The organism is Streptomyces hypolithicus, from assembly GCF_052934925.1.
On the sequence record NZ_CM128811.1, the window covers coordinates 5,773,073 to 5,797,084 of the forward strand.

A 24,012-nucleotide genomic window follows, 5' to 3' on the forward strand; every position below is an offset into this window, starting at 1 on the left:
TGGCAGCATCGCCTTTCTCGGCGCGTACCTCGGGCTGGCGGAGACGGTGCCCGAGGCGCGGTCGATGGTCAGACCCGCAGGCAGCCCAGGCGCGGCCCGGCTGTACGGGGACGTAACGGTCAGCTCGCGGCCGGGGTCCTGGGTGCGATTCCGGCATCCGGGTGCTGATTCGGGCCTGACCTCGCATCGGCTGGGGAGCGGTTCGCGTTCGATGCTGCGACGATCGGGTAATCGGAGTAAAAGGCTAAATATCCGGAGTTCGTCTCTCCGCAAGGTGGTGAGGGTTCATGAGTCGCATGCAGCCGGATGGGGACGCCCCGATCGGGGAGCTGATGAACCGCGCGTCTCAGCAGATTGCGGAGCTGATCCGCGAGGAGATGCAGCTGGCGCGGGCGGAGATGACGCAGAAAGGCAAACGTTTCGGCCTTGGCGGCGGACTGTTCGGTGGCGCCGGACTGGTGGCGGTCCTGGCGCTGCAGGCCCTGGTCGCCACTGTGATCATCGCGCTGGCGCTCGTACTGCCCTGGTGGGCGTCCGCACTGATCGTTACCGGTGTCCTGTTCCTCGTCGCCGCCGTGCTCGCGGTCGCCGGCAAGAAGAACATCCAGCGGGCCGGCCCGGCGAAGCCCGAGCAGGCCATCGGCAGCGTTCGGCGCGACGTGGAAGAGATCAAGGAAAGGGCGCACCGATGACCAACAGCTCCTCCGACCACAGCAGTAAGCCCGCGACGGACAAGCCGACGGCCGAGGAGCTCCGCTCCCAGGCCGAGGCCACCAGGGAAGAGCTCGGGCGGACGGTGGAAGCGCTGGCCGCGAAAGCAGACGCGAAAGCACGTGCCAAGCAGACCGCGGCCGAGGTGAAGGGCCAGGCCCGCGAGAGGGCCGGGCAGGCGAAGGAGCGTGTCGGTGCTGTTGCGGGGAGGGTGGGCGAAAAGTGGCGCGACAAGGCCCCGCAGCCCGTGCAGGACGCCGCGCACCAGGCCGCCGGCAGGGCCCGCGGGAATCCGAAGCCGCTGCTGGCCGGGGGAGTCGCGGTCGTGGTGCTGTTGCTGCTGGCCCGGTGCAGACGGCATCAATCACGGCATCAATCACGGTGTCGATGACGGCATCGAGAACGGCATCAAGGACGCTCTGCAGCCGCAGAACTGGGGCCCGGCACGCCGCACCGGGCGCCGACGGCGGTCGCGGCTGGTCCAGCACCGGTTTCGGCGCGCTTGATTCGGGCGCCTGGTGGGGGATATTGGACGATTTGCTGAGCGCGGCCGCTCAGGGGCGTTCGGCGGATGACGCGTTGCGGGCCGTGTAGCCGAGGAGGGCGGCCGCGGCGGCGAGTATCGCGACGGTTGTCAGGGCGATGGGGAGGGAGAACCCGTCGGCGAGGAAGCCGATGGCGGGCGGACCGATCAGCATGCCGCCGTAACCGAGAGTGGACGCCGCCGCCACCCCGCTCGGGCCGGCCAGGGCGCCTGCCCGGGCGATCGACACGGGGAAGATGTTCGCCAGCCCGAGTCCGGTCAGCGCGAAGCCGAGGAGCGCGAGCCAGGTGACTGGTGCGAGCGCGCCGAGCAGCATGCCGGCTGCGGCGAGCGATCCGCCGGTCACCAGGGTGCGGGTCTGGCCGAGGTGCTCCAGCAGGACCGTTCCGCTGAGGCGGCCCGCCGCCATGGCCAGCGCGAAGAGGGAGTAGCCGGCTGCGGCGATTCCCGGGTGCGCGTGCAGGTCCTCCTGGAGGTGGAGAGTGCCCCATTCGGCCAGTGCGCCTTCGCCGTAAGCGGTGCACAGTGCGATCACGCCGAACAGCGCAACGGTCTTTCGTACCGTTCCCGGGAGCGGCCGGTGACCGTTCCCTGGTTCCTTCCGTTGGCGTTCCTGGGACGGCGCAGGGTGGTGCAGCAGCGCGGGAGCGGCGACTGCGGTGACGAGCAGTCCGAGGCACGTCAACCCCAGCAGGTGGGCGGCGGCCGGAACCTGGGCTGCGACCAGACCGCCGAGACCGGCCCCGGCCATGCCACCGAGGCTGAAGGCGGCGTGGAAGCTCGGCATCACCGGGCGTCGCATCGCGTCGACGAGGTCGACGGCGGCACTGTTCATCGCGACGTTGATGCCTCCGTACGACGCACCGAACGCCAGCAGCACGAGGCCGAGCGCGAGCGTCGAGTGTGTCTGCGCGGGCAAGGCGATGCTCAGCGAAAGCAGCACACCGCAGAACACGGTCACCAGGTGACTCCCGAAGCGCCGGCAGAGCCGGCCCGTGAGCATCATCGTGATCACCGCGCCTCCGGACACCCCGAGCAGGGCGAGCCCGAGGTCGCCGGCGGACGAGCCGGTCTGCTCCTTGATGGCGGGGATGCGGACCACCCAGCCGGCGAACAAGAAGCCGTCGAGTGCGAAGAACACGGTCAGGGCGGTACGGAGGCGGGACAGGGAAGCTGCGGCGGTGCGTCCGCCCCCGCTCCCCGGAGTGGCCGTCCGTAGTTTGTTTAGAAGCGGCACAAAGTCAGGATAGAGGCCGCCGCCGGATTCTCACAAGGCGGTCGGTGGGAGCCACCGACAGTCGGAGCCGCACCCGGACGATCTTCCCGTTCGTGGGAGACTCGGCCCCATGAACGGGAAGGCGACCGCCATCAAAACGAGGCTGGACAGGGGCAGGAGCGCGCTCGGGCCCGCCCTGGAACTGGTGCACACCGGCAGAGCGCCCACCCGCGCCGTCCTCACCGCAGAACTCGGCGTCACCAGAGCCACCGCCGGAGCCGTCGCCGCCGAACTGGAAGCCCTCGGCCTGATCCAGGTCGACTCCCGGCCCGGGGCCCCCGCGGGAGCGCAGGGCCGCCCCTCGCACCGGCTCGCAGTCCACGACTCGGGCCCCGTCGTTCTCGCCGCGCAGATCCACGCCGACGGCTACCGTGCGGCGCTGGTCGGTCTCGGTGGCCGGATCGTCGCGACCGCCCCCGGCTGCGAGACGGTGTCCGCCGACCCGGCCCAGGTCATCGGGGCGGCCGTCGAGGCGGGCGCGGGTCTGCTGCGCTCAACCGGCCGCAGGTGTGTGGGTGCGGGCCTCGCCGTCCCCTCCGCCGTCGCCGAGCCCGAGGGCACCGCCCTCAACCCACTCCACCTGGCCTGGCCCGCCGGCGCCCCGGTCTGCGACATCTTCGCCGAACAGGTCCGCGCCGCCGGCCTCACCGGCCCCGCCTTCACCGGCAACGACGTCAACCTCGTCGCCCTCGCCGAGCACCGCCACGGCGCCGGCCGCGGCGCCCGGCACCTGCTCTGTGTAGCCACCGGCCACCGCGGTGTGGGCGGGGCGCTGGTTCTCGACGGCCGTCTGCACACGGGCAGTTCGGGCCTCGCCCTCGAAGTGGGTCATCTCACCGTCAACCCCGACGGCCGCGCCTGCTACTGCGGCGGCCGCGGCTGCCTCGACGTCGAGACCGACCCGCTGGCCTTCCTCACCGCGGCGGGCCGCACCCCGGGCCCCGAGGTCTCGCTGCTCCAGCAGTCCCGCGAGCTGCTGCGCGGGAAGTACGACGACCCCACGATCCGCGTCGCCGGGGAGGAGCTCATCGACCGCCTCGGCCTGGGCCTCGCCGGCCTGGTGAACATCCTCAACCCCGACCGCATCATTCTCGGCGGTCTCCACCGCGAACTCCTCGACGCCGACCCGCAGCGCCTGCGCGCCGTCGTGGCCGACCGCAGTTTGTGGGGGCAGAGCGGCGGCGTACCGATCCTGCCGTGCACGCTCGACCACAACAGCCTGGTGGGAGCCGCCGAGCTGGCCTGGCAGCCGGTCCTCGACGACCCGCTCACCGCGCTCACCGGCCCGCTGGAAAACGTCGGCGGAGTCACTCCATGACCGGGATCCATCCCCCGGTCGAGCCCAGCGAACAGGGCCTGCTCGACGTCGGCCGCGGAAACCTCGTCCACTGGGAGGTGTCCGGGAACCCCCACGGCAAGCCCGCTCTCGTCGTCCACGGCGGCCCCGGATCCGGCAGCAGTCCCGGCGCGCGCCGATACTTCGACCCGCAGCGGTACCGGACCGTCCTCTTCGACCAGCGCGGATGCGGCAGCAGCGCACCGCACGCCGGTGACCCGACGACGAGCCTCACCCACAACACCACTCCTCAACTAATCCATGACATCGAGCAGTTGAGGGAGCATCTGGGCATCGACCGCTGGCTCCTCTTCGGTGGTTCCTGGGGGTCCACACTGATCCTCGCCTACGCCGAGAGCCACCCCGACCGTGTCTCGGAGATCGTCATCTGCGGTGTGACCATGACGCGGCGCTCGGAAACCGACTGGCTGTACCGGGGCCTCGCCCGCTTCTTTCCCGAGGACTGGGAGCGTTTCGGGGCGGGCGTACCGGAGGCCGACCGCGACGGTGACCTCATTTCGGCCTACGCCCGCCTCGTCTCGGACCCCGAGCCGGAGGTACGGGACAGGGCCACCGCCGAGTGGTGCGCCTGGGAGGACGCGGTGCTCTCCCTCGAACCGAGTGGCAGTGCCCGTCCCTACGGTGACCGCCCCTCCGCAGCCCGCGTGGCCATGGTGCGCATCGCCTCCCACTACTTCTCCCACGGAGCCTGGCTGGACGAGGGTCAGCTGCTGCGGGACGCGGGGCGGCTGGCCGGCATCCCGGGCGTACTCCTGCACGGTCGCCACGACCTGAGCAGCCCGTACGGGACCGCCTGGGAGCTCGCCCGGGCGTGGCCCGACGCGGAACTGATCCTGGTCGACGACGCGGGTCACAAGGGCAGCGAGACGATGCGCGCCCTGCAGCTCGAAGCGCTCGACCGGTTCGCGCACAACTGAGACCGACCGGCAACTGCTGGTCGGCCTCAAGCGCGCGGCCGCCACAAGCAGCGGCGGAAGCAGCCGTGCAGCCCCCGCGTACTCCATCGGGGGTACGCGCGGTGCCGCTGGGGGTACGACGACTCGGGGGGCCTTCCCGGGTGACGCTCTGAGCAAGCAACCAGAGCGCACCGAAGGAGCTGATCGAGATGAACACCCTGGCGCACGAGGGACCCGGGCCGTGGATTGTCTTCGCCCCGCTGATCTGGGCGGCTGTCGTCTTCGCCGCCGTCAACGTGCTGCGACGCACGGTGTGGCGCGGCGGACGCGGTGGACGTCGGGGACACCCCTGGATGGAGCGCGCGCCGCACAGCGAGAGCTCGCCGATCGCGATGCTCGGCCGACGTTTCGCCTCCGGTGAGATCGACGAGGACGAGTACTGGCGCCGGCTGTCCGTCCTGGACGAGCAGTTCGGCCGTACACCCAAGGGCGGTGTCGCGTGACCGCCGCGACCCGCCTGGACGTACGGCGCATCATCGCCACGCAGTGAGGCGGCCCCGCTGCCGTCCGGTCAGCCCACTACGGCGGACCGAATGGCAGCGGGCGCAGCGTGCACACCGGGGACGGCCTCAAGACCGGTCATCGGGTGCGAGAACGGTCCGTCGGTCGTCGCCCCGTACACCGGACACGTGGGCAGCGCCAGGACGGAGGAAGGCGTGGGCAGCGTGAACCACACGATCTTCCCGGAGTCGCCGCGCGGGCGCACCCCCCAGCTCTCGCTGACCGCCTCGATCAGGGCGAGCCCGCGCCCGCCGGTCGCGGACGCGTCGGCCGCCCGGACGGTCGGCATACGCGGGTCGTTGTCGTGGACGGACACCGTCAGGCGGTCGAGCAGCAGCTCGATCTCGACGGTGCACGTCTTGTCCGGCTCTGCGTGCCGGTGGACGTTGGTCAGCAACTCGGTGACGCCGAGCGCCGCCGGATCTATCAAGGGATCGAGATGCCAGTAGCGCAATTGCGCCGATACGATTCTGCGGACCTGGCCGATCCGCGACGGCAGGGCCTGGAGCCCCACCGTGCAGTGCCTGCTTGGCTGGCTGATCACGGCTGCGACTCCCCGAAATAGGTCCGGAAGAAGACGAAGAACGGATCCAGCAGTGGCTGCCTGCTGATTGGTCCGGCGGGGCTGGTTCTCGTGATTCTCAGCGTAACCGCCGGTGCACCCTGAGTGATGTGAAACCAGGGTGACTCAGGCGGTACCGCTCCGCAACTCGCATCCCGTCAGTCCCGCGATTCCGGTACGTCCCGGCCGCCCCCCGTGTCCCCGACGCTACCCGCATCGCAGGCGTCCCGTGCACCCCAGCGCACGGCTTCGACGAACTGCCCCGCGAGTTCCTCGCCGCCCCGCGGATTCCCGCGCCGGCCCAGGGCGAGCCGGTAGCGGACGCCGTTGACCGACACCACCGCGCTGTCCTGACCGGCGTACCACGGCCTGCTCGCGGTCACCGAGCCCAGGGGCGCGCTGGCGATCTCGCGCCCGTTGCTCGTCAGCAGGACGAGCCTGCCTTCCGCGACCAGTACCTGGCCTGCCCTGGTCAGCGAGCGGGGCCACCGCCCGATCCGCACACCCGTGGCGCTGAACTCGGGCTTCGTCATGCCACTTCGCCCCCTTCACGCAGGTGTCATGGTGGGCAGTCTGCCGGGGTCGCGGCCCGCGCACCAGAGCCCCTCAAGGATCGGCAGGCCCGGCGCGATATCACGCATCACTCCTGCCCCTCATGCGCCCCACAAGGGATGCCTATGGTTGCCCAAAGTCAACGTTTGTGCAGGTGGGCGGCATAAAGTGGTGGGTGGGGATCTGAGTTCCCAGGGGCAGAACCAGCTGCCGCGGGGACGTGAGGACTGAGGAGACGCACAGTGGCCCGCATGAGCACCACCGACCACCAGGCGCGCACCGGCGGCGCCGTGGCGACCGTCGACGTGGACCGCAGCGATCCCGAGTACCGGGCCTGGCTGAAGGAGGCCGTCCGCAAGGTCCAGGCGGACGCCAACCGCTCGGCGGACACCCACCTGCTGCTCTTCCCGCTGCCCGAGGAGTGGGGCATCGACCTGTATCTCAAGGACGAGTCCACCCACCCGACCGGGAGCCTCAAGCACCGTCTTGCCCGGTCACTCTTCCTCTACGGCCTGTGCAACGGCTGGGTCAGGCCCGGCAAGCCCGTCATCGAGGCGTCCAGCGGTTCGACCGCCGTATCCGAGGCGTACTTCGCGAAGCTGATCGGAGTGCCGTTCATCGCGGTGATGCCGCGCACCACCAGCCCCGAGAAGATCCGCCTGATCCAATTCCACGGTGGGCAGTGCCACTTCGTCGACGACTCGCGCAAGATGTACGAGGAATCGGCCGCTCTGGCCGTGCGGACCGGCGGCCACTACATGGACCAGTTCACCTATGCCGAACGGGCCACCGACTGGCGCGGCAACAACAACATCGCGGAGTCCGTCTACCAGCAGCTGAGGCTGGAGCGCTATCCCGAACCGGCCTGGATCGTCGCGACCGCCGGCACCGGCGGCACCTCCGCGACCATCGCGCGCTACGTCCACTACATGCAGCACGACACGCGTATCTGCGTACCCGACCCGGAGAACTCCTGTTTCTTCGACGGCTGGACGCAGGACGACGCGCTCGCCTCCAGCGACTGCGGTTCGCGCATCGAGGGCATCGGCAGGCCCCGAATGGAGCCGAGCTTCGTGCCGGGCGCCATCGACCGGATGATGAAGGTGCCCGACGCGGCGAGTGTGGCCGCCGTACGGACGCTGGAGAAGACGATCGGCCGCAAGGCGGGCGGATCCACCGGCACCGGACTGTGGGCCGCGCTGAAGATCATCGCCGAGATGGTCGCGGAGGGGCGCAAGGGCAGCGTCGTCACGCTGCTCTGCGATCCCGGCGACCGCTACCTCGACAAGTACTACTCGGACGCCTGGCTGGCCGAACAGGGCCTGGACATCGCACCGTACGGCGCCACCCTCGACGACTTCCTGGCGACCGGTCACTGGCCCGCCTGACGGCGTCGAGCATGTGACACTTCGTCAGTTCTATGCTGCGACCACCAGCCCCGGCAGATGCTCTGCCATCTCCTCACGGGCCTGCGCCGACAGCCCGCTGTCCGTCACCAGCGTGTCGACCTCTTCCAGGGCGGCGAACGAACTCAGCCCCACAGTGCCCCACTTGGTGTGGTCCGCGACCACCACCACCCGCCGCGCCGAGCGCACCAGGCGCCGGTTGGTCTCCGCCTCCGCCAGATTCGGGGTCGACAGACCGGCCTCCACGGAGATCCCGTGGACCCCGAGGAACAGCACATCGAAGTGGAGCGAACGGATCGCCCGGTCGGCGACCGGACCCACCAGCGAGTCCGAAGGCGTCCGTACGCCGCCGGTGAGCACCACGGTGGCCGCGGCCGAGCGCTGCCCGCCACCGCCGCCCGCGCGCTGCGCGGCGTGGAACACATCGGCGACCCGCACCGAGTTGGTCACCACCGTCAGATCGGGCACCTCCAGCAGATGCTGGGCCAGCGCGTACGTCGTCGTACCGCCCGACAGCGCGATCGCGCTGCCCGCCACCGCCATCGTGGCAGCAACCCGCGCGATGTCTTCCTTGGCGCTCAACTCCAGGCCCGACTTGGCCTCGAAGCCCGGCTCGTGCGTACTCGCCTCGACCACCGGCACCGCGCCGCCGTGCACCTTCTCCACCACGCCCTGGCGTGCCAGCGCGTCCAGGTCGCGGCGCACCGTCATGTCGGAGACGCCGAGCTTTCTGGTCAGCTCTTGGACCCGGACACCACCCCGGCGCCTGACCTCGTCGAGGATCAACGCACGACGCTGCTCCGCGAGCAGGTTCTGACTGTCGGTCACGGGCGGTCCGGTCCCTTCGGTTCTGCTTACAGGTCTGGCCACATGCTGGGGGTGGATCATCCTCGCACGGGCGCCGCCGCCGGACCTCGGGGAGATTCGGTGAGGAGGCTGCGGCGACCGCCCACGATCCGGAATCATTGAGCGGCACAGCCGTGCGCGGAACACGATCCTCCCACCACGAGAGCGAGCCGCAGAAGTGCCCCGTGTCACACCGCCCTCGCACGAAGGCCAGGACGGCACGGCCGCCCTCGAACTCCTCGTCCACGGAGTCGGCGGCGCCACCCCCCAGGAGATGCTCGGCGACCCGCGCACCGTCCGTGTCACCGGCGACGACACCGCCGCCGTGTACCGCCGCACCGACGACGCCGACGCGGAACTCCGCCCGGCCCAGGCTTCCTCCGAGCCCCGCGACCGGCCCGTCCCGGAGGCGTACGTGTGGTGCAACCTGACCTCCGGCAACGGCGCCCGCGCCCTGTGGCTGCTCCTGCTCCCCTTCATGGTCGCCAACCTCGCCCACTGGATGCAGCCCGCCACCCGGGGCCTGTCGAAAACCGTGCGCCTGTACGGCGTCCTGGTGCGCCTCCTCGCCCTCAGCCTCACCGTGCTGCTGACCGCCGCCGCCTGCGAAGTCGCACTCGACCTCACCGCCTGGCAGTGCGCGGGCTCCGCGCGCTGCTCCGGCGACAAGTCGTGGCTCGGCTTCCTGTCGACCGAGCAGGGCGGCTGGTGGGCGCAGCCGGGCCGCCGCCTCGCCCTCGCCGCCCTCGTACCCACCGCACTGACCGGGCTGCTCTGGTACCTGTCCCACCGCACCTGGAGCGCGTACGAGTCGACCCGGCCCCTGCCTCCTGGCGCCGAAACCGACCCGGACGAACCCACCTCCCGCCCCGCCCTCGGCATGCCCGGCTTCTGGTACGGCCGCAGACTCGTCGCCCGGCTTCGCGCCGCCCACACAGCCGCCGGATTCCTCACTGTCGCCGCCGCGCTGGCGGGCGCCGGCGCCCGCCACGACCGCCGCGCCTCCGGTCCCGTCCTGGAGGCGATCGGCTGGGCGCTGGAAGCGGCGGTGATCACCGGCGCCGCGGTGGTCGTCTGGGTGGTCTGCCGCAGGGGCCGCACCGAATCCCGCCTCGACCTCACGCTCGACCGCGCCGTCACCGCGCTGCTCCCCGGCCTGGCCCTCGCGCTGCTCACCGCGACCATGCTGTACGCCGCATGGTCGCGCCCCGACTGGGTGTCCTCGGGCCGCCTCCCCGGCGACGTCACGTTCGGCGTCCTCGTCCTTGGTCAGGGCGTCCTCGTTGTGGCGCTCGCCGTGGTGGCGCTCGCCATGTACCGCAGGGCGCCGGACGCCCGTACCGTCTTGCGCGGACTCGGCGGGCCCGCCGTAGCCATGCTCTCCTGCGCGCTCGGCGGCGTCATGACCGGCGGCGTCGCCCAGCGGGTCGCCGACTGGCTCGACGGAGCGGGAACACCGGGTGAGCCGGGCGGCACCATCGCCGGACCTCCGGTGCTGCTCACCTGGCAGGCCTCCGTCATCCCGCCGCTGCTGGTCCTCCTGGTGGCCCTGGCAAGCGCGATGGCCGTACGCACCTGGCGGGCCCGGCGCGCGCTGAGCCGGCAGGTCGAGGCGGACTACCCGGACGCCGAACCCGACGCCGTACGCACCCGGCGCATTGCGGGCACCCGCGCCCGGGCCACCCTGACCGACCGAGCCCCCGAGCTGCTCGGCATCATCTCGGGCGCCACGCTGCTGCTCGGCGCCGGGGCGCTTGTCGGCGCGTGGATCACCGGGAAAGTGCCGGGGCGGGCGGCGGCTCCGGCCCCCGACGCCATCGCCTCGGCGGCGCAGGCGGCCCAGGCGCTGGGGTCCTGGCTGATCGGCTTCGGTTTCATACTGTTCGTCACCTGGGGCCGCCGGGCCTACCGCGATCCGGCGGCCCGCCGCACCATCGGCATCCTCTGGGACGTCGGCACCTTCTGGCCGCGCGCGTCGCACCCCTTCGCACCGCCCTGCTACGCCGAGCGTGCCGTACCCGACCTGACCTGGCGCATGGCGACCTGGACCGACCGCACCGGCGGGCGTCTCGTCATCTCCGGCCACTCCCAGGGCAGTGTCCTGTCCGCGGCAGCGGTCTGGCAGCTGCCACTGCGCACCCGGCGCAGGGTCGCGCTGCTGACGTACGGGTCACCGCTGGAGCGGCTCTACGGGCGCTGGTTCCCGGCGTACTTCGGACCTGGCTGCCTGGACGCCCTGCGCGGCGAGGTGCATTGCTGGCGCAACCTGTGGCGGCGAACCGACCCCATCGGCGGACCGGTGCACGTCGGGGGCGGGCACGGGCCCGAAGTGGACCGGGCGGCGCTGAAGGACCCGCTGGCCTACGGGCGCACCCGGGAACAGCCGTTGCCCGCTCCCGTGCTCGGCCACTCCGACTACCGGGCCGACCCCGAGTTCGACCGGGAGCGGGCCGCGCTGCTCGACCGGCTGCCGGCGCACGCGGTGCCCCGGCAGCGGCCCGACGGCGCGCGGGATCAGGGAAGTTCGGGCAGGTCGTCCGGGTAGAGGAGGGTCAGGTCGTCCGTGTTCATCTCGGTGAGCTGGGCGACCCGTCCCGCGTGCCGCTCCACCATCGACTCGAACGTCTGCCGGGCGGTGCGGCCGTTACCGAAGGCGGGTCCCTTGGGGATCGCGGTGAAGTATTTCAGCAGCGCCTTACCGGTGCCCGTACCCAGCCGGTACTCGTGCTCCTCGGCCTGCTGCTCCACGATGCGCAGCAGCTCCTCCGGGACGTAGTCGGAGAAGGTGATGGTGCGCGAGAAGCGGGAAGCGACGCCGGGGTTGACGCCCAGGAAGCGTTCCATCTCCGCCGTGTATCCGGCGACGATCACCACCACGGACTCCCGGTGGTCCTCCATCAGCTTCACCAGGGTGTCGATGGCTTCCCGGCCGAAGTCGCGCCCCGAGTCCTCCGGGGACAGGGCGTAGGCCTCGTCGATGAACAGCACCCCGCCACGCGCCCGGTCGAATGCTTCCTGGGTGCGGAGGGCCGTCGAGCCGATGTGCTCGCCGACCAGGTCCACCCGGGAGACCTCGACGAGATGACCGCGCTCCAGCACCGCGAGGGAGGCAAGGATCTCGCCGTACAGCCGGGCGACCGTGGTCTTTCCGGTGCCGGGGGAGCCGGTGAACACCAAGTGGCGCCGCGCGGAGGCGGCCTTGAGGCCGGCCTGCTGGCGGCGGCGCCCGATCTCGATCATGTCGGTGAGCGCGCGTACCTCGCGCTTGACGCTCTCCAGGCCCACCAGGGTGTCGAGTTCGCCGAGCACGGCGTCCGGGGTACGGACCGGCTCGGGGGTGGCGGAGGAGGCGTTCGGGAACGCGGGGTCCGGAGCGGCCGTGGAGTGCGCGGGGCGCGGACCGGGAACCGCGCCCAGCAGGCCGGCGGTCTGTGTCGCGGTGAGTACGGCGGGGGGTTCCTGGGGCGTCGCTTTCACGCCGCTCTCGTCGCTGGTGCAGTCCTCGACGATGGGACCGTCCTCGGCGAACTCGTAGCCCCCCCGCGCGCAGCGTTCGGTGCGGCAGCGGGTCAGCGTCGTACGGCACCCGTCGATCACGTGGAAGCCGTAGCCGCTGCTGCCCGTCACCCGGCAACCGTGGAACGTGCCGCGGCCTTCCGCCGAGATGTAGAAACCCGCCTCCGCGGGCGAGGTGACCGTGCAGCGCTCTATGCGCGGGTCGGCTCCCTTGGTGACGATCACGCCGGTCTGTGCCGCGTCGATGGTGCAGCCGGACAGGGTGCCGCCGCTGCCGTGGTCGCGGAACCAGGCGCCCGTCGACGCCTCTCGGATCCGGCAGTCGTCGAGCTGGGCGGTCGCGCCGTCGCTCACCGAGACCGCCGTGTTGCGTACCTGGGACAGGTCGCTGTCGACCACGTCGGCGCGCGAACCGCGGTCGAGGACGAAGAGCGCGTCCGGGACGTCGTGAACACGGCACCCGTCCAGCACGGCGGTCGCGCCGTCGCTGATCCACACGGCCGGGTAGTCGCCCGTACTGTCGTGGATCTCGCACTGGTTGGCGTCCACCCGGGTGCCCGGGTCCCAGACGGACAGCCCGTTGCGGCCGAAGCGGCGCACCGTGGAGCGTGTGAGGGTGAGCACCGCGCGGGAGCGCAGATCGATCGCGTTCTCGGGGATGTCGTGGATGTCGCAGTCGCTGAGGGTGAGTACCGCGTCGGTGTCGAGGGTGACGCCGTCGGCCGAAGTGCGGTGCACCGTGCAGTCGGTGAGGTGCGCCACCGCCCTGGCAGCGACCTGCACGCCGGTGCCCTTGACCTCGTACACCTCGCAGCCGATCGCCTCCAGGCCGCTGCCCTCGCCGGTCACGGACAGCCCAGGGCCGGAGGCGTGATGGATCCGGCAGCGTTCCAGGCGCGGATGCGCGCCGCCCCGCACCGAGACGCCCGCCTGGCCGGCCGCGACCACCTCGCACTCCTCGAACACCCCGCCCGCGCTCTCCAGGACGCCGATGCCGACGCCTGCCGGATTGTCGACGGTGCACCGGCGCACGGTCGGCCGGGCGCCGCCGCGCACCTCGATGCCGACGGCGGAGCGGGTCACGATGCGCAGGCCGGTGAGCTCCGGGGTGCCGTCCTCGACCAGCAGGGCGGGGGAGGCGGAGTCCTGACCCTCGACGTACAGGTCATGGACCACGGCAGAGGCGCGCACGGTCAGCGCCACGCCGTCGAGCGGCGCGATACGGACCGAGCCGACAGTCCCCTCGGGGCCGCGCAGGGTCACGGCGCGCTGCACGACGAGGTTCTCCCGGTACGTGCCGGGAGCGACGGTGAGCACGTCACCGTCCCCCGCCGCCTCCAGGGCTGCGGCGAGGGAGGCGTACTCGCCCGTGCGGCGCCGCCACCGCGATGTGCCGGTGTGCGTCACCTGGACCGTGCCCTGTGCCATGGCGTTGCTGTGCCCCCACCTTGTGCTGAACGACTGTCGAGCTGGCCGGTCCACCGTAGCGCGCGGGCGGCACGGGAGTTGACCGGTCAGCGCGGTTCAGCGGGCCGCGGTCACACGGTCCTGTTCGAGGATGCGCACGGGGTCGCCGACCCGGAGCGTTCCGGTGCCCTCCGGGACCAGGTTCTGTCCGAAGATCAGCTGGTCGCCCGAGCGACGGTGGCGGGCGAGCGTACGCAACGGCTCCTTGCCGCGCTCCCCGGTCCGCTGGTCGGTGGTGGTGATGACACAGCGGCCACAGGGCTTGACGACGCGGAAGGTGACCTCGCCGACCGCGATCCGCCGCCAGCCGTCCTCGACCCACGGAGCGGGGCCGTCCAGCACGAGGTTCGGCCGGAACCGGTTCATCGGGAGCGGGCCCTCGTCGGCGTGGTCGCCCTGCGCTATGAGGGAGTTGAGGGCGTCGAGCGAGGCGAGGGTGGTAACCAGCAGGGGAAAGCCGTCGGCGAAGCTGACGGTCTCACCGGCCCGCGCGTACTGGGGGTCGACGGGGCGCCGGCGCGCCGGATCGTCGAGATGGACGAGGCGCACCTCGGTGCCGAGAAAGTCGCTGAACCAGGCGTGTGCCCCCGCGTCCGCCTCGACCGCCTCGACCTTGTCCTTCCAGATCGCCACCCCGGTGGTCGTCACCGGCCAGGGCACGGCGACGGTCAGCGGCTCCCGGCCCGGCGCGGTCAGCCTGATCCCGCCGTCCGGCAGCGGCTCGGCGCGTGCCAGCGCCAGTCGCCGCTGCGGGCGCTGCGAGACCATCTTGCCGGCCGGGTCGACCAGCATCCATCTGCGGTCACCGGCCGGACCCCAAGGCTCGACTCTCACCTCGGCCGGAGCGCACCCCGCCACCGATTTGACCGGGTAGACATGGACCGCGTGGAGGACTGAATTCGGCATGTGACCAATCCTGCCAGCAGCCTCTGACAGTCGTGTGCGGCCGGTCAGTACCCGCCGCCCTGGTACTGACGGTTGTACGGATCTTCGTACGGCGCGGCAGTGGGCACCGGACGCGGCGCCGCGGGACGCATCGCCTCGTACCCGGTGGCGGCGGCCTGGCGCGGCGGCTGCTGCTGCGGGCCCGGGTAGCCGCGCGGGCCGCCCGCCTGCTGCGGGATGTACGGCGCCGCGTACTGGAGCGGCGCCGGCTGGGGCGCGGCCTGCTGCGGGTACCCGTACGACGGGGCGGGGGCGTAGTAGGAAGGCGCCGCGGGGAGGGCAGGGAGCGCCGACGGAAGGGCCGGCAGGTAACTGTTGCCGGTGTCGTACGCCGAGGGCACCCGGATGGGAGCGATCTGGGGCGTGCCCCGCTCTGCGACGAGGGAGTCGTAGATCGGGGTGTCCGGGAAGGACGGGGCGGAGTAGTAACCGCCGCCGTAGGTGGCGCGGGGGGAGGTCATGGCACATAAGTTAAGCCGAAGATGTACTGGTTGGGGAGCCCGATAAGAGGGTTGTTTCACGTGTTGCGAGTGAACTCTGATCCCTAATCCGAGCGAACTTGGCAAAATCGGTCGCCGCGCCCCGTGCAGATCGTGTAAGGGTGCGCCGACCGCGGGTTACCCAGGGTCGGCGGACGATCTCCAGCCCGTCACCGTGCGGCCCCGCACGTGCGGGGAATAGGTTCGCCGTAAGCAAATCCTCGGACACCCGGACTGGCGATGAGGTCGATCATGTCCATGCTTAAAGGAACCAATGTCCCGGTGACGTCACCGGCTGTGCGTGTCGAACTGGGATGGCGTTCGGGCCCCGGCGTACCCGACGTGGACGCTTCCGCCCTTCTGCTGGTGGCGGGAAAGGTCCGCTCCGACGCGGACTTCGTCTTCTACAACCAGCCCGCGCATTCCTCGGATGCGGTGCGCCACGACGGGAAGAACACCGCCGGGGCCGGGGTCACTGACACGCTCCTGGTCGACCTCGCGCGGGTCGAGGCCGCCGTCGAGACGGTGGTGGTGGCCGCGTCCGCGGACGGCGGGAACTTCGGGCAGGTCCCCGGCCTCTACGTGCGGGTGCTGGACGCGGCGAACGGATCGGAGATCGCGCGCTTCGACAGCCAGGACGCGGCCGCTGAGACGGCTTTCGTGCTCGGGGAGCTCTACCGCCGTCAGGGCGGCTGGAAGTTCCGCGCCGTGGGGCAGGGGTACGACAGCGGACTCGAGGGACTGGCGCGGGACTTCGGCATCAGCGTCGACGAGCCCCAGCAGCCGGCCGGCGGCGCCACCGGCGCTCCCGCCCCGGCCTCCGCGTCGGCTTCCGCGCCCGCCCCGGCTTCCGCGCCCGCCCCGGCTGCGGCGCCCGCCCCGGCTTCTGCTCCGGCCGCCCCCGTGCGGCTCACCAAGATCACGCTCACCAAGGAGTCCCCGGCCGTATCCCTCGCCAAGCAGGGCGGCACCTCCGGCATGATGCGGGTGAACCTCAACTGGGAGGTGCGCAAGCAGTTCAAGGGGTGGGGCGCCAAACTCGGCCGGGCCGTCGCCCTGCACGGCGAGCTCGATCTCGACCTGTGCGCCCTTTTCGAACTCGCCGACGGCCGCAAGGGTGTCGTCCAAGCGCTGGGCAACGCCTTCGGCTCGCTGCAGCGGCCGCCGTACATCCACCTCGACGGCGACGACCGCACCGGCTCCGTGGCCACCGGCGAGAACCTCACCATCAACCTCGACCACAAGCACGAGCTCCGTCGTGTCATCATCTTCGTCGCCGTCTACGAAGGCGCCCGCTCCTTCGCCGATCTGCACGCCACTGTCACGCTGCAGCCGCAGCACGGCGCCCCCATCGACTTCTCGCTCGACGAGTGCACCGTGCCCTCCACCGTGGCCGCACTCGCCCTCATCACCAACGAGGGCGGCGATCTGACCGTCCGCCGCGAGGCGCGCTACCTCGTTCCGGAGCGCGGCGTCAGCCCGCAGCGCACCATCGACCACGCCTACGGGTCAATGCCGGGAAGCTTGGCTTGATCATCTCGTGTGCGGGCGCTGGATGCAGCGAAGCTCCTGTAGAACGAGCGATCTACCACGATCGACTTGTTCGGAACAGGAGCTTCGTTGTCTGGGGAGTCTGGCATAGAGGGGTCGTCGCGTGCGAGCGCGGGACAGACGGGGCAGCTGGGTGTGTTGCGCCAGGTTGTGACACGGCGGATGGTCACGGATGTGCTGGCGGCTTCCGGCCGCGGGGACCGGCGTAGTGACGGCAAACTCTGCGCGGTGACGTGTGTGTTCTTCGTGCTCGCGTTGACGCTGTTCCCGAGAGACGGCTACCGGTCGGTGCTGTCGAAGCTGGCCGGTGGGACGGCGCGGCTGGCCGCGCGGGGCCAGCTGGTCTCCTCCTCGGCGCTGCGGCAGCGCCGCGTCACGCTGGGCCCGGAGCCGTTCCGGTTACTGTTCGAGCGGATCGCCGGGCCGGTCGGCACGGTCGCGATGCCGGGGGTGTTCTGGCGGGGGCTTCGGCTGGCCTCGGTGGACGGCACGTTTCTCGAGGTCGCCGACACCGCGGTGAACGCGGTGTTCGGCCGGACCCGCAATCAGCGGCGGATCGCCGCGTTCCCCCAGGTCCGCCTGGTCGCGCTGATCGAGTGCGGGACCCGGGCGCTGCTCGGGGTGGCGTTCGACATCCGCCGGGTCTGTGAGCAGGACCTGACACGGCGCCTGCTGGACCGGATGCGCCCCGGGATGCTGGTCCTGGCCGACCGGGGATTCCCGGGCTGGCTGCTGTGGGTCGATGCCGCCGCCGGCGGGGCGGATCTGTTGTGGCGGATCTCGGCGGCGGTGCGGCTGGTCCCCGACGAGGTCCTGCCCGACGGCTCCTGGCTCGCGACCCGGCACGCGCACAAGAACATCACGAAAGCCCTGGCGGGGCGGCCCCGGTCGGTACGGATCCGGGTGATCGAGATGGTGGTCGTCATCGAGGCCGCCGACGGGTCACGACGCCATGAGCCCTACCGGCTCATCACCACCTTGCTCGACCCTGCGGCCTTCCCCGCCGGTGAACTGGCCGCACTGTATTCCCAGCGGTGGGAATCCGAGCTCGAATTCCGGGACTTGAAGATCACTCAGCGCGGGGCACGCGCCGTCCTGAGATCGAAGACACCCGCGCTGGTCAACCAGGAGATCTGGGCGTATCTCGTCACCCACCAGGCGATCCGCCGCACGATCAGTTCCACCGCCGCCGGCCACGGGCTCGATGCCGACCGGCTCTCCTTCACTGTCGCCCTGACCGTCGCCCGGGACACCGTGATCCGCACCACGGCGCGGATCGGCACCCACCTCGCCGAGATGACCACGTCGCTGCTGGCGAACCTGCGATCGGCCGAGCGACGCCTGCGGGTCTGCCCCCGGACCGTGAAACGCCCCAGCTCCATCTTCCCCTCGAAACCCGCCGGGCCGGCCAGCCGCAGCACAAAAATCACCGGATACGGGATCGAAATCATCCCACTCGACACAACCCCGCCGACCACCGCGGAGCCCGACAGCCACACGAGATGATCAAGCCAAGCTTCCCGGCATTGGCCTACGGGTGGGGCATGAACTGGACCCCCGGCAGGAAGTGACAGCGCAGTGACAGTGACAGCGCAGCGACAGCGCCAGTGCACCCTCAGCGCTCCGGCGCGGCCTCGGGACGGGCGTACGTACGACCCTTCCAGGCCGCGCCGCGTCCCCGGTAGTGCTGCACGGCCGAGTCGACGGTCATGAGCAGGTACAGGACGGCGGTGAACGGCAGCAGGAGAGCGGCCCACGGCGGCTGCCCGTAGTAACGCAACACGGGAACGTACGTCGCGGTCATGACCGCCCACGCGAGCCCGCCCGTGAACGCCGCCACGCCGTCGGCCGACAGCGCACCGGCACACAAGGTGAGCGGGGGCGCCAAGTACACCAGCGCCAGCCCCACGACCGTTCCGGCGAGCAGCGACGGGCTGTGCCGCAGTTGCGCGTACGCGCTGCGCGACACCATCTTCCACAGGTCGCCGAGGTGTGGATACGGGCGCACGCTGTCCACCCTCTCGGCGAGCCCCAGCCAGATCCTGCCCCCGCCGCGCTGCACAGCTTTGGCGAGTGACACGTCGTCGATCACCGCCTGGCGGATCGAGTCGGGCACATCCGCGCGTACGGCCGCCTCCGTGCGCAGCAGCACGCAGCCGCCGGCGGCAGCAGCCGTCCGAGTGCTCGCCCTGTTCACCCACCGGAAGGGATAGAGCTGCGCGAAGAGATACACGAACGCCGGAACAACCAGGCGTTCCCAGGCACTGACGACTCGCAGCCGAGCCATCTGCGAGACGAGGTCGAGACCGCCGGTGCGGGCGGTGGCCACCAGGACGCGCAGGCTGTCCGCCTCGTGGGTGATGTCGGCGTCCGTCAGCAGCAGGTACTCGGGCTCGCACGCCCCCCGCGCGCGGGCCAGCGCGATGCCGTGCCGCAGGGCCCACAGCTTTCCGGTCCAGCCGGGCTCCGGCTCCCCGGGGCACACAACGGAAAGCGGCAGCCCGCCGTGGCGTTCCGCGAGCTCCCGGGCGAGCGCGCCCGTTCCGTCGGCGCTTCCGTCGTCGACCAGGAAGATCTCCGCCCGCCCCGGATAGTCCTGTGCGAGCAGCGACGGCAGGCTCAGCGGGAGCACCGCGGCCTCGTCGCGCGCGGGAACCACGACGGCGACGTCGGGCCACACATCCGGCTCCTCGTACCGGGGCAACCGCTGGTCCGTACGCCAGAAGAACCCCTGGCCCAGCAGCAGCCACACCCACGCGATCAGCGATACCACGGCAGTCCAGGCAACGGCGCTCATCCGCCGCAGTCTGCCCCACCCCGGCGGTCGCGCAGGGGCGGTGGACTATGGTGACCGGGTGAAGATCGCGCTCATGGACTCGGGAATCGGCCTGCTCGCGGCCGCCGCCGCGGTACGCCGGCTGCGGCCCGACGCCAGTCTGGTCCTCTCGTCCGCCCCGGAAACCATGCCGTGGGGCCCCCGTACGCCGGCCTACGTCACCGAGCACGCGCTCGCCGTGGCGCGGGCGGCCGCCGAGCACCGCCCCGACGCGCTGATCGTGGCCTGCAACACCGCCTCCGTGCACGCACTGCCCGCGCTGCGTGCGGAGCTGGAGCCCGGCATCCCGGTGATCGGCACCGTGCCCGCGATCAAGCCGGCCGCCGCGGGCGGCGGACCGGTCGCCATCTGGGCGACCCCCGCCACCACCGGCAGCCCCTATCAGCGAGGTCTGATCCGGGACTTCGCCGGCGGGGTCGCGGTCACCGAAGTGCCGTGCCCCGGCCTTGCCGACGCCGTCGAGAGCGCCGACGAGGAAGCGATCGACCGTGCCATCGCCGCGGCCGCCGCCCTCACCCCCCGCGAGGTAAGGGCCGTCGTCCTGGGCTGCACCCATTACGAACTGGTCGCCGAGCGCATCCGGGCCGCTGTCCGGCAGCACGGTCTGCCGCCGGTCGCGCTGTATGCCTCCGCCGACGCCGTGGCCGCCCAGGCGCTGCGTCGTATCGGCGCCGCGCCTGCCCCCGCGGCAACGCCGGCCGCTGGACTTACCGTGCTGCTCGGCGGCCGTTCCCTGGCACTGCCCGAAGCCGCTCTCGGGTACGCCGAAGGCCGCCTCCTGGGAACGGTCGACGCGGTGCTCTGAACCGCGCCCGCACCCGAGCACGATCCGCTCTCCTCACACTGCCGCGAACGCGCATCGTGAGTAGGCTGCTACGCATGAGGGACCACCCCCACGGCGAGGGGCGTACCACAGAGCCCGCTCCCGTCATCTGGACCGGCCGCGCGACCAACCGGGCACAATGGCTGCTCGCGGCCGCCGGCGCAGGCTGTCTCGCACTCGGTATCGACCTGGCCCTCGAGCCGTCCTGGACTTCCGGCCTCGCCCTGGTCTTCGCGGTCGTGGGCTGCCTCGCCGTGGGCGTGCTCATTCTCTTCGGAACCCTGGCATTCGTTCATGTGGCGGTCACGGTCGACAACCACGCGCTGGAAGTGCGCTGCGGCCACATGGGTCTGCCGCGACGCCGCATCCTGCTTGCCCACATCGTGGGCGCCGAGTTCGCGCCACGCGTCACACCCCGGCAGTGGGGCGGCTGGGGCTACCGCTGGCGGCCCGAGAAGGGCATGGGAGTGATCGTACGCAGAGGCGAGGGCCTAGTGCTGCGCCTCGGTGACGGCCGGATCTTCACGGTGACGGTCGACGACGCCGAAACGGCGGTGCGCTTCATCCACGAGCGCCTGCAGGCCGCCGCGACCGCCCGGCCGACCGGCACCTGACCGCCCCGCTCACCCGGGCACTCCGGCAGGGGGCCCGACCCCCGTAGACTCCGCCGGGTGAGCGCCACCCGCACCGCACCAGACGCGCCAGAACAGCCAGCCCCGCACGCCCGTACCGCCACTGCCCGCGGGAGGAGAATGCTGCGCCGGCTCGTGAACCCCGCTGCCGCCGTACTGTCCGGTGTGCTGCTGTACGCGAGTTTCCCGCCGTGCCCCCTGTGGTGGCTGGTCCTGCCGGGCTTCGCCCTCCTCGCCCACTGCCTGTACGGGCGCGGCCTGCGGTCCGCCTTCGGTCTCGGCTACCTGGCCGGGCTCGGCTTTCTGCTGCCTCTGCTGGTCTGGACGGGCGAAGAAGTCGGCCCAGGACCGTGGCTGGCGCTCGCCGCCGTCGAGGCGCTCTTCATCGCACTGTGCGCCCTGGGCGTCGCCGCGGTGACCAGGCTGCCCGCCTGGCCCGCGTGGGCGGCCGCGGTGTGGGTGCTGGGCGAGTCGGTCCGCGCCCGAGTGCCGTTCGGAGGGTTCCCCTGGGGCAAGATCGCCTTCGGGCAGGCGGACAGCGTGTTCCTGCCACTGGCCGCGATCGGAGGCACGCCCGTACTGGGCTTCGCGGTCGCCCTCTGTGGCTTCGGCCTGTACGAGCTGGTGCGCCAGGCCCGCACCTACCGCAGCGGGGTGCAACTGCCCCGCAGGGCCACGGCGTACGCGGCGCTGGCCGTCCTGGTCCCCGTCACCGCGGCCCTCGCCGCGCGCCCGCTGGTCACCGACGCCGCCGAGGACGGGACCGCCACCGCGGCCGTCATCCAGGGCAACGTGCCGCGCCTGGGACTCGACTTCAACTCCCAGCGCCGCGCCGTCCTCGACAACCACGCGCGGCGCACCGCCGAGCTCGCCGACGACGTCGCGGCCGGCAAGGAGCCGCAGCCGGACTTCGTCCTGTGGCCGGAGAACTCCTCCGACATCGATCCCTACCGCAACCCTGACGGCAGGTCGGTCATCGACAACGCCGCCAAGGCCATTGGTGTGCCGATCGCCGTCGGAGCCGTCATCACTCCGGACACTGGGCCCCTGCGCAACACGCAGATCCTGTGGGATCCCGAGAACGGGCCCCAGGACACGTACGACAAGCGGCAGATCCAGCCGTTCGGCGAGTACATTCCGCTGCGTTCCGTGGTGCGGCTCTTCAGCGAGACCTACGTCGACATGGTGCGCCGGGACTTCGGACGCGGCACCGAACCCGGTGTCTTCGACATGGGCGGCACCAAGGTGGGCCTGGCCACCTGCTACGAGGCCGCGTTCGACTGGGCGGTGCGCGACGCCGTCACCGCGGGCGCGCAGGTCATCTCGGTGCCCAGCAACAACGCCACCTTCGGGCGCAGCGAGATGACCTACCAGCAGCTGGCGATGTCCCGGGTGCGTGCCGTGGAACACGGACGGGCCGTTCTCGTGCCCGTCACCAGCGGTGTCAGTGCGGTTATCCAGCCCGACGGCGACATCGTGCGGAAGACCGAGATCTTCACACCGGACGCGCTGGTCGCCGAGGTGCCGCTGCGGCACTCCCTGACCCCCGCGACCCGGCTCGGAACGGCCCCTGAGGGAGCGCTCGCGGTGCTCGCGGTGGCCGGTCTCGGGTGGGCCGTCCTGCGCGCGGTGCGGATCCGGCGGGGAACGCAGGGCTGAGTCCGCACGCGGGACCGCTCGCTGGTGTTCGTTAGGGTCGCACCATGGCTACTCCCGAATTCATCCGAACGCTCCGGGCCACCGCGGGCCAGCAGCTCCTCTTCCTGCCGGGCGTGAGCGTCGTCGTCTTCGACGCGGACGGTGCGGTGCTCCTCGGGCGCCGCGCCGACACCGGGAGCTGGTCGATCATCGGCGGTATCCCCGAGCCGGGCGAGCAGCCGGCGACGACGGCCGTGCGTGAGGTGTACGAGGAGACCGCCGTGGAATGCGTCGCCGAACGAGTCGTTCTCGTGCAGGCTCTGAAGCCGGTCCAGTATGCGAACGGAGACAACTGCCAGTACATGGACATCACGTTCCGGTGCAGGGCTGTCGGCGGTGAGGCACGCGTCAACGACGACGAGTCCCTGGACGTGGCCTGGTTCCCCGTCGACGCACTTCCGGAACTCAGCGAGTTCGCCCTCATGAGAATCAAGCAGGCCCTCGCCGACGAACCCACATGGTTCGAGCCCATCAGCCAGACCTGAAGTATGGGCCTCGCACACATCGGTCGCCCGTTGACCGCTGCCTAGGGTCTGGACCATGACCGCGTCGACCACACCCCCATCGCACGCCGCCGGAACCGACCTCGGCGGGCGTACCGCGCTCGTCACCGGCGCGGCGAGCGGCATCGGCCGCGCCTGTGTCCTGCGGCTCGCCGCCGCCGGAGCCAAGGTCAGAGCCGTCGACCGGGACGCCGAGGGGCTCAGCGTCCTCACCGAGCAGGCCAGGGGCCTCGTCGGCGCGGTGGAGCCCCGCACGCTCGACCTCACCGACCTCGACGCGGCGGAGCAGATCGCGGCCGGCACCGACATCCTCGTGAACAACGCGGGACTGCAACTGGTACGGCCCCTCGAGGAATTTCCGCCAGACGTCTTCCACACCGTGCTCACCGTGATGCTCGAAGCACCGTTCCGTCTGATCAGAGGAGCGCTCCCGCACATGTACGGCCAGGGTTGGGGCCGCATCGTGAACATCTCGTCCGTGCACGGGCTGCGCGCCTCCGCCTACAAGTCGGCGTACGTCGCCGCCAAGCACGGCCTGGAAGGGCTCTCCAAGACCGCCGCACTCGAAGGCGCGGGACACGGTGTCACCTCGAACTGCGTCAATCCCGGGTACGTCCGTACACCGCTCGTAGAGCGGCAGATCACCGACCAGGCGGCCGCTCACGGACTGCCTGAGGAACGCGTCATCGCCGAGGTACTGCTCAAGGACTCCGCGCTCAAGCGTCTCCTCGAACCGGAAGAGGTGGCCGAGGCCGTCGCCTACCTGTGCGGACCGCACGCGTCGTTCATCACGGGTACTTCGCTGCCCCTCGACGGCGGCTGGACCGCTCACTAGCTGGTTGAGTGTGCCC

Annotated in this window: 22 protein-coding genes; 14 read left to right on the top strand and 8 right to left on the bottom strand. The window is 71.3% G+C overall.

Annotated elements, in window-relative coordinates:
• Window positions 1-287 precede the first annotated feature (287 nt).
• Entirely contained in the window at window positions 288-692 is a 405-nt protein-coding gene (locus ACU6WZ_RS27265; RefSeq protein ID WP_447030831.1) for a phage holin family protein, read from the top strand.
• Window positions 689-1,102: a DUF3618 domain-containing protein gene (locus tag ACU6WZ_RS27270; RefSeq protein ID WP_447030832.1), complete on the top strand. Its 414-nt coding sequence runs from the start codon at window positions 689-691 to the stop codon at window positions 1,100-1,102. Before ACU6WZ_RS27265 ends, ACU6WZ_RS27270 begins: the two co-directional genes overlap by 4 nt.
• A 163-nt stretch (window positions 1,103-1,265) precedes the next feature.
• On the opposite strand, the gene ACU6WZ_RS27275 is transcribed toward ACU6WZ_RS27270, so the two are convergent.
• Window positions 1,266-2,492: an MFS transporter gene (locus ACU6WZ_RS27275; protein ID WP_447030833.1), complete on the bottom strand. Its 1,227-nt coding sequence runs from the start codon at window positions 2,490-2,492 to the stop codon at window positions 1,266-1,268.
• Window positions 2,493-2,601: 109 nt separating this feature from the next.
• Between ACU6WZ_RS27275 and ACU6WZ_RS27280 the strand changes: the two genes are divergently transcribed.
• The 3 genes from ACU6WZ_RS27280 (at window position 2,602) to ACU6WZ_RS27290 (ending at window position 5,287) form a co-directional block, all read left to right on the top strand.
• Complete coding sequence (locus ACU6WZ_RS27280) at window positions 2,602-3,849, top strand: ROK family protein (RefSeq protein WP_447030834.1); 1,248 nt, start codon at window positions 2,602-2,604, stop codon at window positions 3,847-3,849.
• A complete protein-coding gene (gene pip, locus ACU6WZ_RS27285; RefSeq protein ID WP_447030835.1) occupies window positions 3,846-4,805 on the top strand; it encodes a prolyl aminopeptidase in 960 nt (319 codons plus the stop codon). Before ACU6WZ_RS27280 ends, pip begins: the two co-directional genes overlap by 4 nt.
• A 188-nt stretch (window positions 4,806-4,993) precedes the next feature.
• Window positions 4,994-5,287 carry an SHOCT domain-containing protein gene (locus ACU6WZ_RS27290; RefSeq protein WP_447030836.1) on the top strand — a complete coding sequence of 98 codons (294 nt, stop codon included), beginning with the start codon at window positions 4,994-4,996 and terminating at the stop codon, window positions 5,285-5,287.
• Between the two features lie 68 nt (window positions 5,288-5,355).
• Here ACU6WZ_RS27290 and ACU6WZ_RS27295 read toward each other — a convergent pair whose 3' ends face one another.
• On the bottom strand, window positions 5,356-5,889 hold the full coding sequence (locus ACU6WZ_RS27295; protein WP_447030837.1) for an ATP-binding protein: 534 nt from the start codon (window positions 5,887-5,889) through the stop codon (window positions 5,356-5,358).
• A gap of 176 nt (window positions 5,890-6,065) precedes the next feature.
• Window positions 6,066-6,440 (bottom strand): hypothetical protein, encoded by a 375-nt coding sequence (locus ACU6WZ_RS27300; protein WP_447030838.1) that lies wholly within the window; start codon window positions 6,438-6,440, stop codon window positions 6,066-6,068.
• Window positions 6,441-6,710: 270 nt separating this feature from the next.
• Between ACU6WZ_RS27300 and ACU6WZ_RS27305 the strand changes: the two genes are divergently transcribed.
• A complete protein-coding gene (locus ACU6WZ_RS27305; RefSeq protein ID WP_447030839.1) occupies window positions 6,711-7,847 on the top strand; it encodes a PLP-dependent cysteine synthase family protein in 1,137 nt (378 codons plus the stop codon).
• Window positions 7,848-7,877: 30 nt separating this feature from the next.
• On the opposite strand, the gene ACU6WZ_RS27310 is transcribed toward ACU6WZ_RS27305, so the two are convergent.
• Window positions 7,878-8,693 carry a DeoR/GlpR family DNA-binding transcription regulator gene (locus ACU6WZ_RS27310; RefSeq protein ID WP_447030840.1) on the bottom strand — a complete coding sequence of 272 codons (816 nt, stop codon included), beginning with the start codon at window positions 8,691-8,693 and terminating at the stop codon, window positions 7,878-7,880.
• A 196-nt stretch (window positions 8,694-8,889) separates the two neighbouring features.
• Here ACU6WZ_RS27310 and ACU6WZ_RS27315 point away from each other — a divergent pair, with 196 nt between their 5' ends.
• Window positions 8,890-11,256 (top strand): hypothetical protein, encoded by a 2,367-nt coding sequence (locus ACU6WZ_RS27315; protein ID WP_447030841.1) that lies wholly within the window; start codon window positions 8,890-8,892, stop codon window positions 11,254-11,256.
• Here ACU6WZ_RS27315 and ACU6WZ_RS27320 read toward each other — a convergent pair.
• The 3 genes from ACU6WZ_RS27320 to ACU6WZ_RS27330 all read right to left on the bottom strand — a co-directional run bounded on the left by ACU6WZ_RS27320 (window position 11,226) and on the right by ACU6WZ_RS27330 (window position 15,100).
• A complete protein-coding gene (locus tag ACU6WZ_RS27320; protein ID WP_447030842.1) occupies window positions 11,226-13,655 on the bottom strand; it encodes a right-handed parallel beta-helix repeat-containing protein in 2,430 nt (809 codons plus the stop codon). The genes ACU6WZ_RS27315 and ACU6WZ_RS27320 overlap by 31 nt on opposite strands.
• Before the next feature lie 96 nt (window positions 13,656-13,751).
• On the bottom strand, window positions 13,752-14,600 hold the full coding sequence (locus ACU6WZ_RS27325; RefSeq protein ID WP_447030843.1) for an MOSC domain-containing protein: 849 nt from the start codon (window positions 14,598-14,600) through the stop codon (window positions 13,752-13,754).
• A gap of 44 nt (window positions 14,601-14,644) precedes the next feature.
• Window positions 14,645-15,100: a DUF6643 family protein gene (locus ACU6WZ_RS27330; protein WP_447030844.1), complete on the bottom strand. Its 456-nt coding sequence runs from the start codon at window positions 15,098-15,100 to the stop codon at window positions 14,645-14,647.
• A gap of 258 nt (window positions 15,101-15,358) precedes the next feature.
• Between ACU6WZ_RS27330 and ACU6WZ_RS27335 the strand changes: the two genes are divergently transcribed.
• Complete coding sequence (locus ACU6WZ_RS27335; protein ID WP_447030845.1) at window positions 15,359-16,651, top strand: TerD family protein; 1,293 nt, start codon at window positions 15,359-15,361, stop codon at window positions 16,649-16,651.
• Window positions 16,652-16,831: 180 nt separating this feature from the next.
• A complete protein-coding gene (locus ACU6WZ_RS27340) occupies window positions 16,832-18,175 on the top strand; it encodes an IS4 family transposase (RefSeq protein WP_447028847.1) in 1,344 nt (447 codons plus the stop codon).
• 109 nt (window positions 18,176-18,284) lie between these two features.
• Here ACU6WZ_RS27340 and ACU6WZ_RS27345 read toward each other — a convergent pair whose 3' ends face one another.
• Window positions 18,285-19,466 carry a glycosyltransferase gene (locus ACU6WZ_RS27345; protein WP_447030846.1) on the bottom strand — a complete coding sequence of 394 codons (1,182 nt, stop codon included), beginning with the start codon at window positions 19,464-19,466 and terminating at the stop codon, window positions 18,285-18,287.
• 58 nt (window positions 19,467-19,524) lie between these two features.
• Here ACU6WZ_RS27345 and ACU6WZ_RS27350 point away from each other — a divergent pair, with 58 nt between their 5' ends.
• The 5 genes from ACU6WZ_RS27350 (at window position 19,525) to ACU6WZ_RS27370 (ending at window position 23,996) form a co-directional block, all read left to right on the top strand.
• Entirely contained in the window at window positions 19,525-20,310 is a 786-nt protein-coding gene (locus ACU6WZ_RS27350) for a glutamate racemase (RefSeq protein ID WP_447030847.1), read from the top strand.
• A 74-nt stretch (window positions 20,311-20,384) separates the two neighbouring features.
• A complete protein-coding gene (locus tag ACU6WZ_RS27355; RefSeq protein WP_447030848.1) occupies window positions 20,385-20,942 on the top strand; it encodes a hypothetical protein in 558 nt (185 codons plus the stop codon).
• A 57-nt stretch (window positions 20,943-20,999) separates the two neighbouring features.
• Window positions 21,000-22,619, top strand: a complete 1,620-nt coding sequence (gene lnt / locus ACU6WZ_RS27360) for an apolipoprotein N-acyltransferase (protein WP_447030849.1) — start codon at window positions 21,000-21,002, stop codon at window positions 22,617-22,619.
• Window positions 22,620-22,663: 44 nt separating this feature from the next.
• Window positions 22,664-23,143, top strand: coding sequence for an NUDIX hydrolase (locus tag ACU6WZ_RS27365; RefSeq protein ID WP_447030850.1), 480 nt, complete (start codon window positions 22,664-22,666; stop codon window positions 23,141-23,143).
• 55 nt (window positions 23,144-23,198) lie between these two features.
• Window positions 23,199-23,996: a 3-hydroxybutyrate dehydrogenase gene (locus ACU6WZ_RS27370; protein WP_447030851.1), complete on the top strand. Its 798-nt coding sequence runs from the start codon at window positions 23,199-23,201 to the stop codon at window positions 23,994-23,996.
• Window positions 23,997-24,012 lie beyond the last annotated feature (16 nt).

What these genes read in the sequence shown, in the direction of transcription:
- ACU6WZ_RS27265 (WP_447030831.1), top strand. Translation starts at nt 288, where the DNA reads ATGAGTCGCATGCAGCCGGATGGGGACGCCCCGATCGGGGAGCTGATG.
- ACU6WZ_RS27270 (WP_447030832.1), top strand. Translation starts at nt 689, where the DNA reads ATGACCAACAGCTCCTCCGACCACAGCAGTAAGCCCGCGACGGACAAG.
- ACU6WZ_RS27280 (WP_447030834.1), top strand. Translation starts at nt 2,602, where the DNA reads ATGAACGGGAAGGCGACCGCCATCAAAACGAGGCTGGACAGGGGCAGG.
- pip (WP_447030835.1), top strand. Translation starts at nt 3,846, where the DNA reads ATGACCGGGATCCATCCCCCGGTCGAGCCCAGCGAACAGGGCCTGCTC.
- ACU6WZ_RS27290 (WP_447030836.1), top strand. Translation starts at nt 4,994, where the DNA reads ATGAACACCCTGGCGCACGAGGGACCCGGGCCGTGGATTGTCTTCGCC.
- ACU6WZ_RS27300 (WP_447030838.1), bottom strand. Translation starts at nt 6,440, where the DNA reads ATGACGAAGCCCGAGTTCAGCGCCACGGGTGTGCGGATCGGGCGGTGG.
- ACU6WZ_RS27305 (WP_447030839.1), top strand. Translation starts at nt 6,711, where the DNA reads ATGAGCACCACCGACCACCAGGCGCGCACCGGCGGCGCCGTGGCGACC.
- ACU6WZ_RS27320 (WP_447030842.1), bottom strand. Translation starts at nt 13,655, where the DNA reads ATGGCACAGGGCACGGTCCAGGTGACGCACACCGGCACATCGCGGTGG.
- ACU6WZ_RS27325 (WP_447030843.1), bottom strand. Translation starts at nt 14,600, where the DNA reads ATGCCGAATTCAGTCCTCCACGCGGTCCATGTCTACCCGGTCAAATCG.
- ACU6WZ_RS27330 (WP_447030844.1), bottom strand. Translation starts at nt 15,100, where the DNA reads ATGACCTCCCCCCGCGCCACCTACGGCGGCGGTTACTACTCCGCCCCG.
- ACU6WZ_RS27335 (WP_447030845.1), top strand. Translation starts at nt 15,359, where the DNA reads ATGAGGTCGATCATGTCCATGCTTAAAGGAACCAATGTCCCGGTGACG.
- ACU6WZ_RS27340 (WP_447028847.1), top strand. Translation starts at nt 16,832, where the DNA reads ATGGTCACGGATGTGCTGGCGGCTTCCGGCCGCGGGGACCGGCGTAGT.
- ACU6WZ_RS27345 (WP_447030846.1), bottom strand. Translation starts at nt 19,466, where the DNA reads ATGAGCGCCGTTGCCTGGACTGCCGTGGTATCGCTGATCGCGTGGGTG.
- ACU6WZ_RS27355 (WP_447030848.1), top strand. Translation starts at nt 20,385, where the DNA reads ATGAGGGACCACCCCCACGGCGAGGGGCGTACCACAGAGCCCGCTCCC.
- ACU6WZ_RS27365 (WP_447030850.1), top strand. Translation starts at nt 22,664, where the DNA reads ATGGCTACTCCCGAATTCATCCGAACGCTCCGGGCCACCGCGGGCCAG.
- ACU6WZ_RS27370 (WP_447030851.1), top strand. Translation starts at nt 23,199, where the DNA reads ATGACCGCGTCGACCACACCCCCATCGCACGCCGCCGGAACCGACCTC.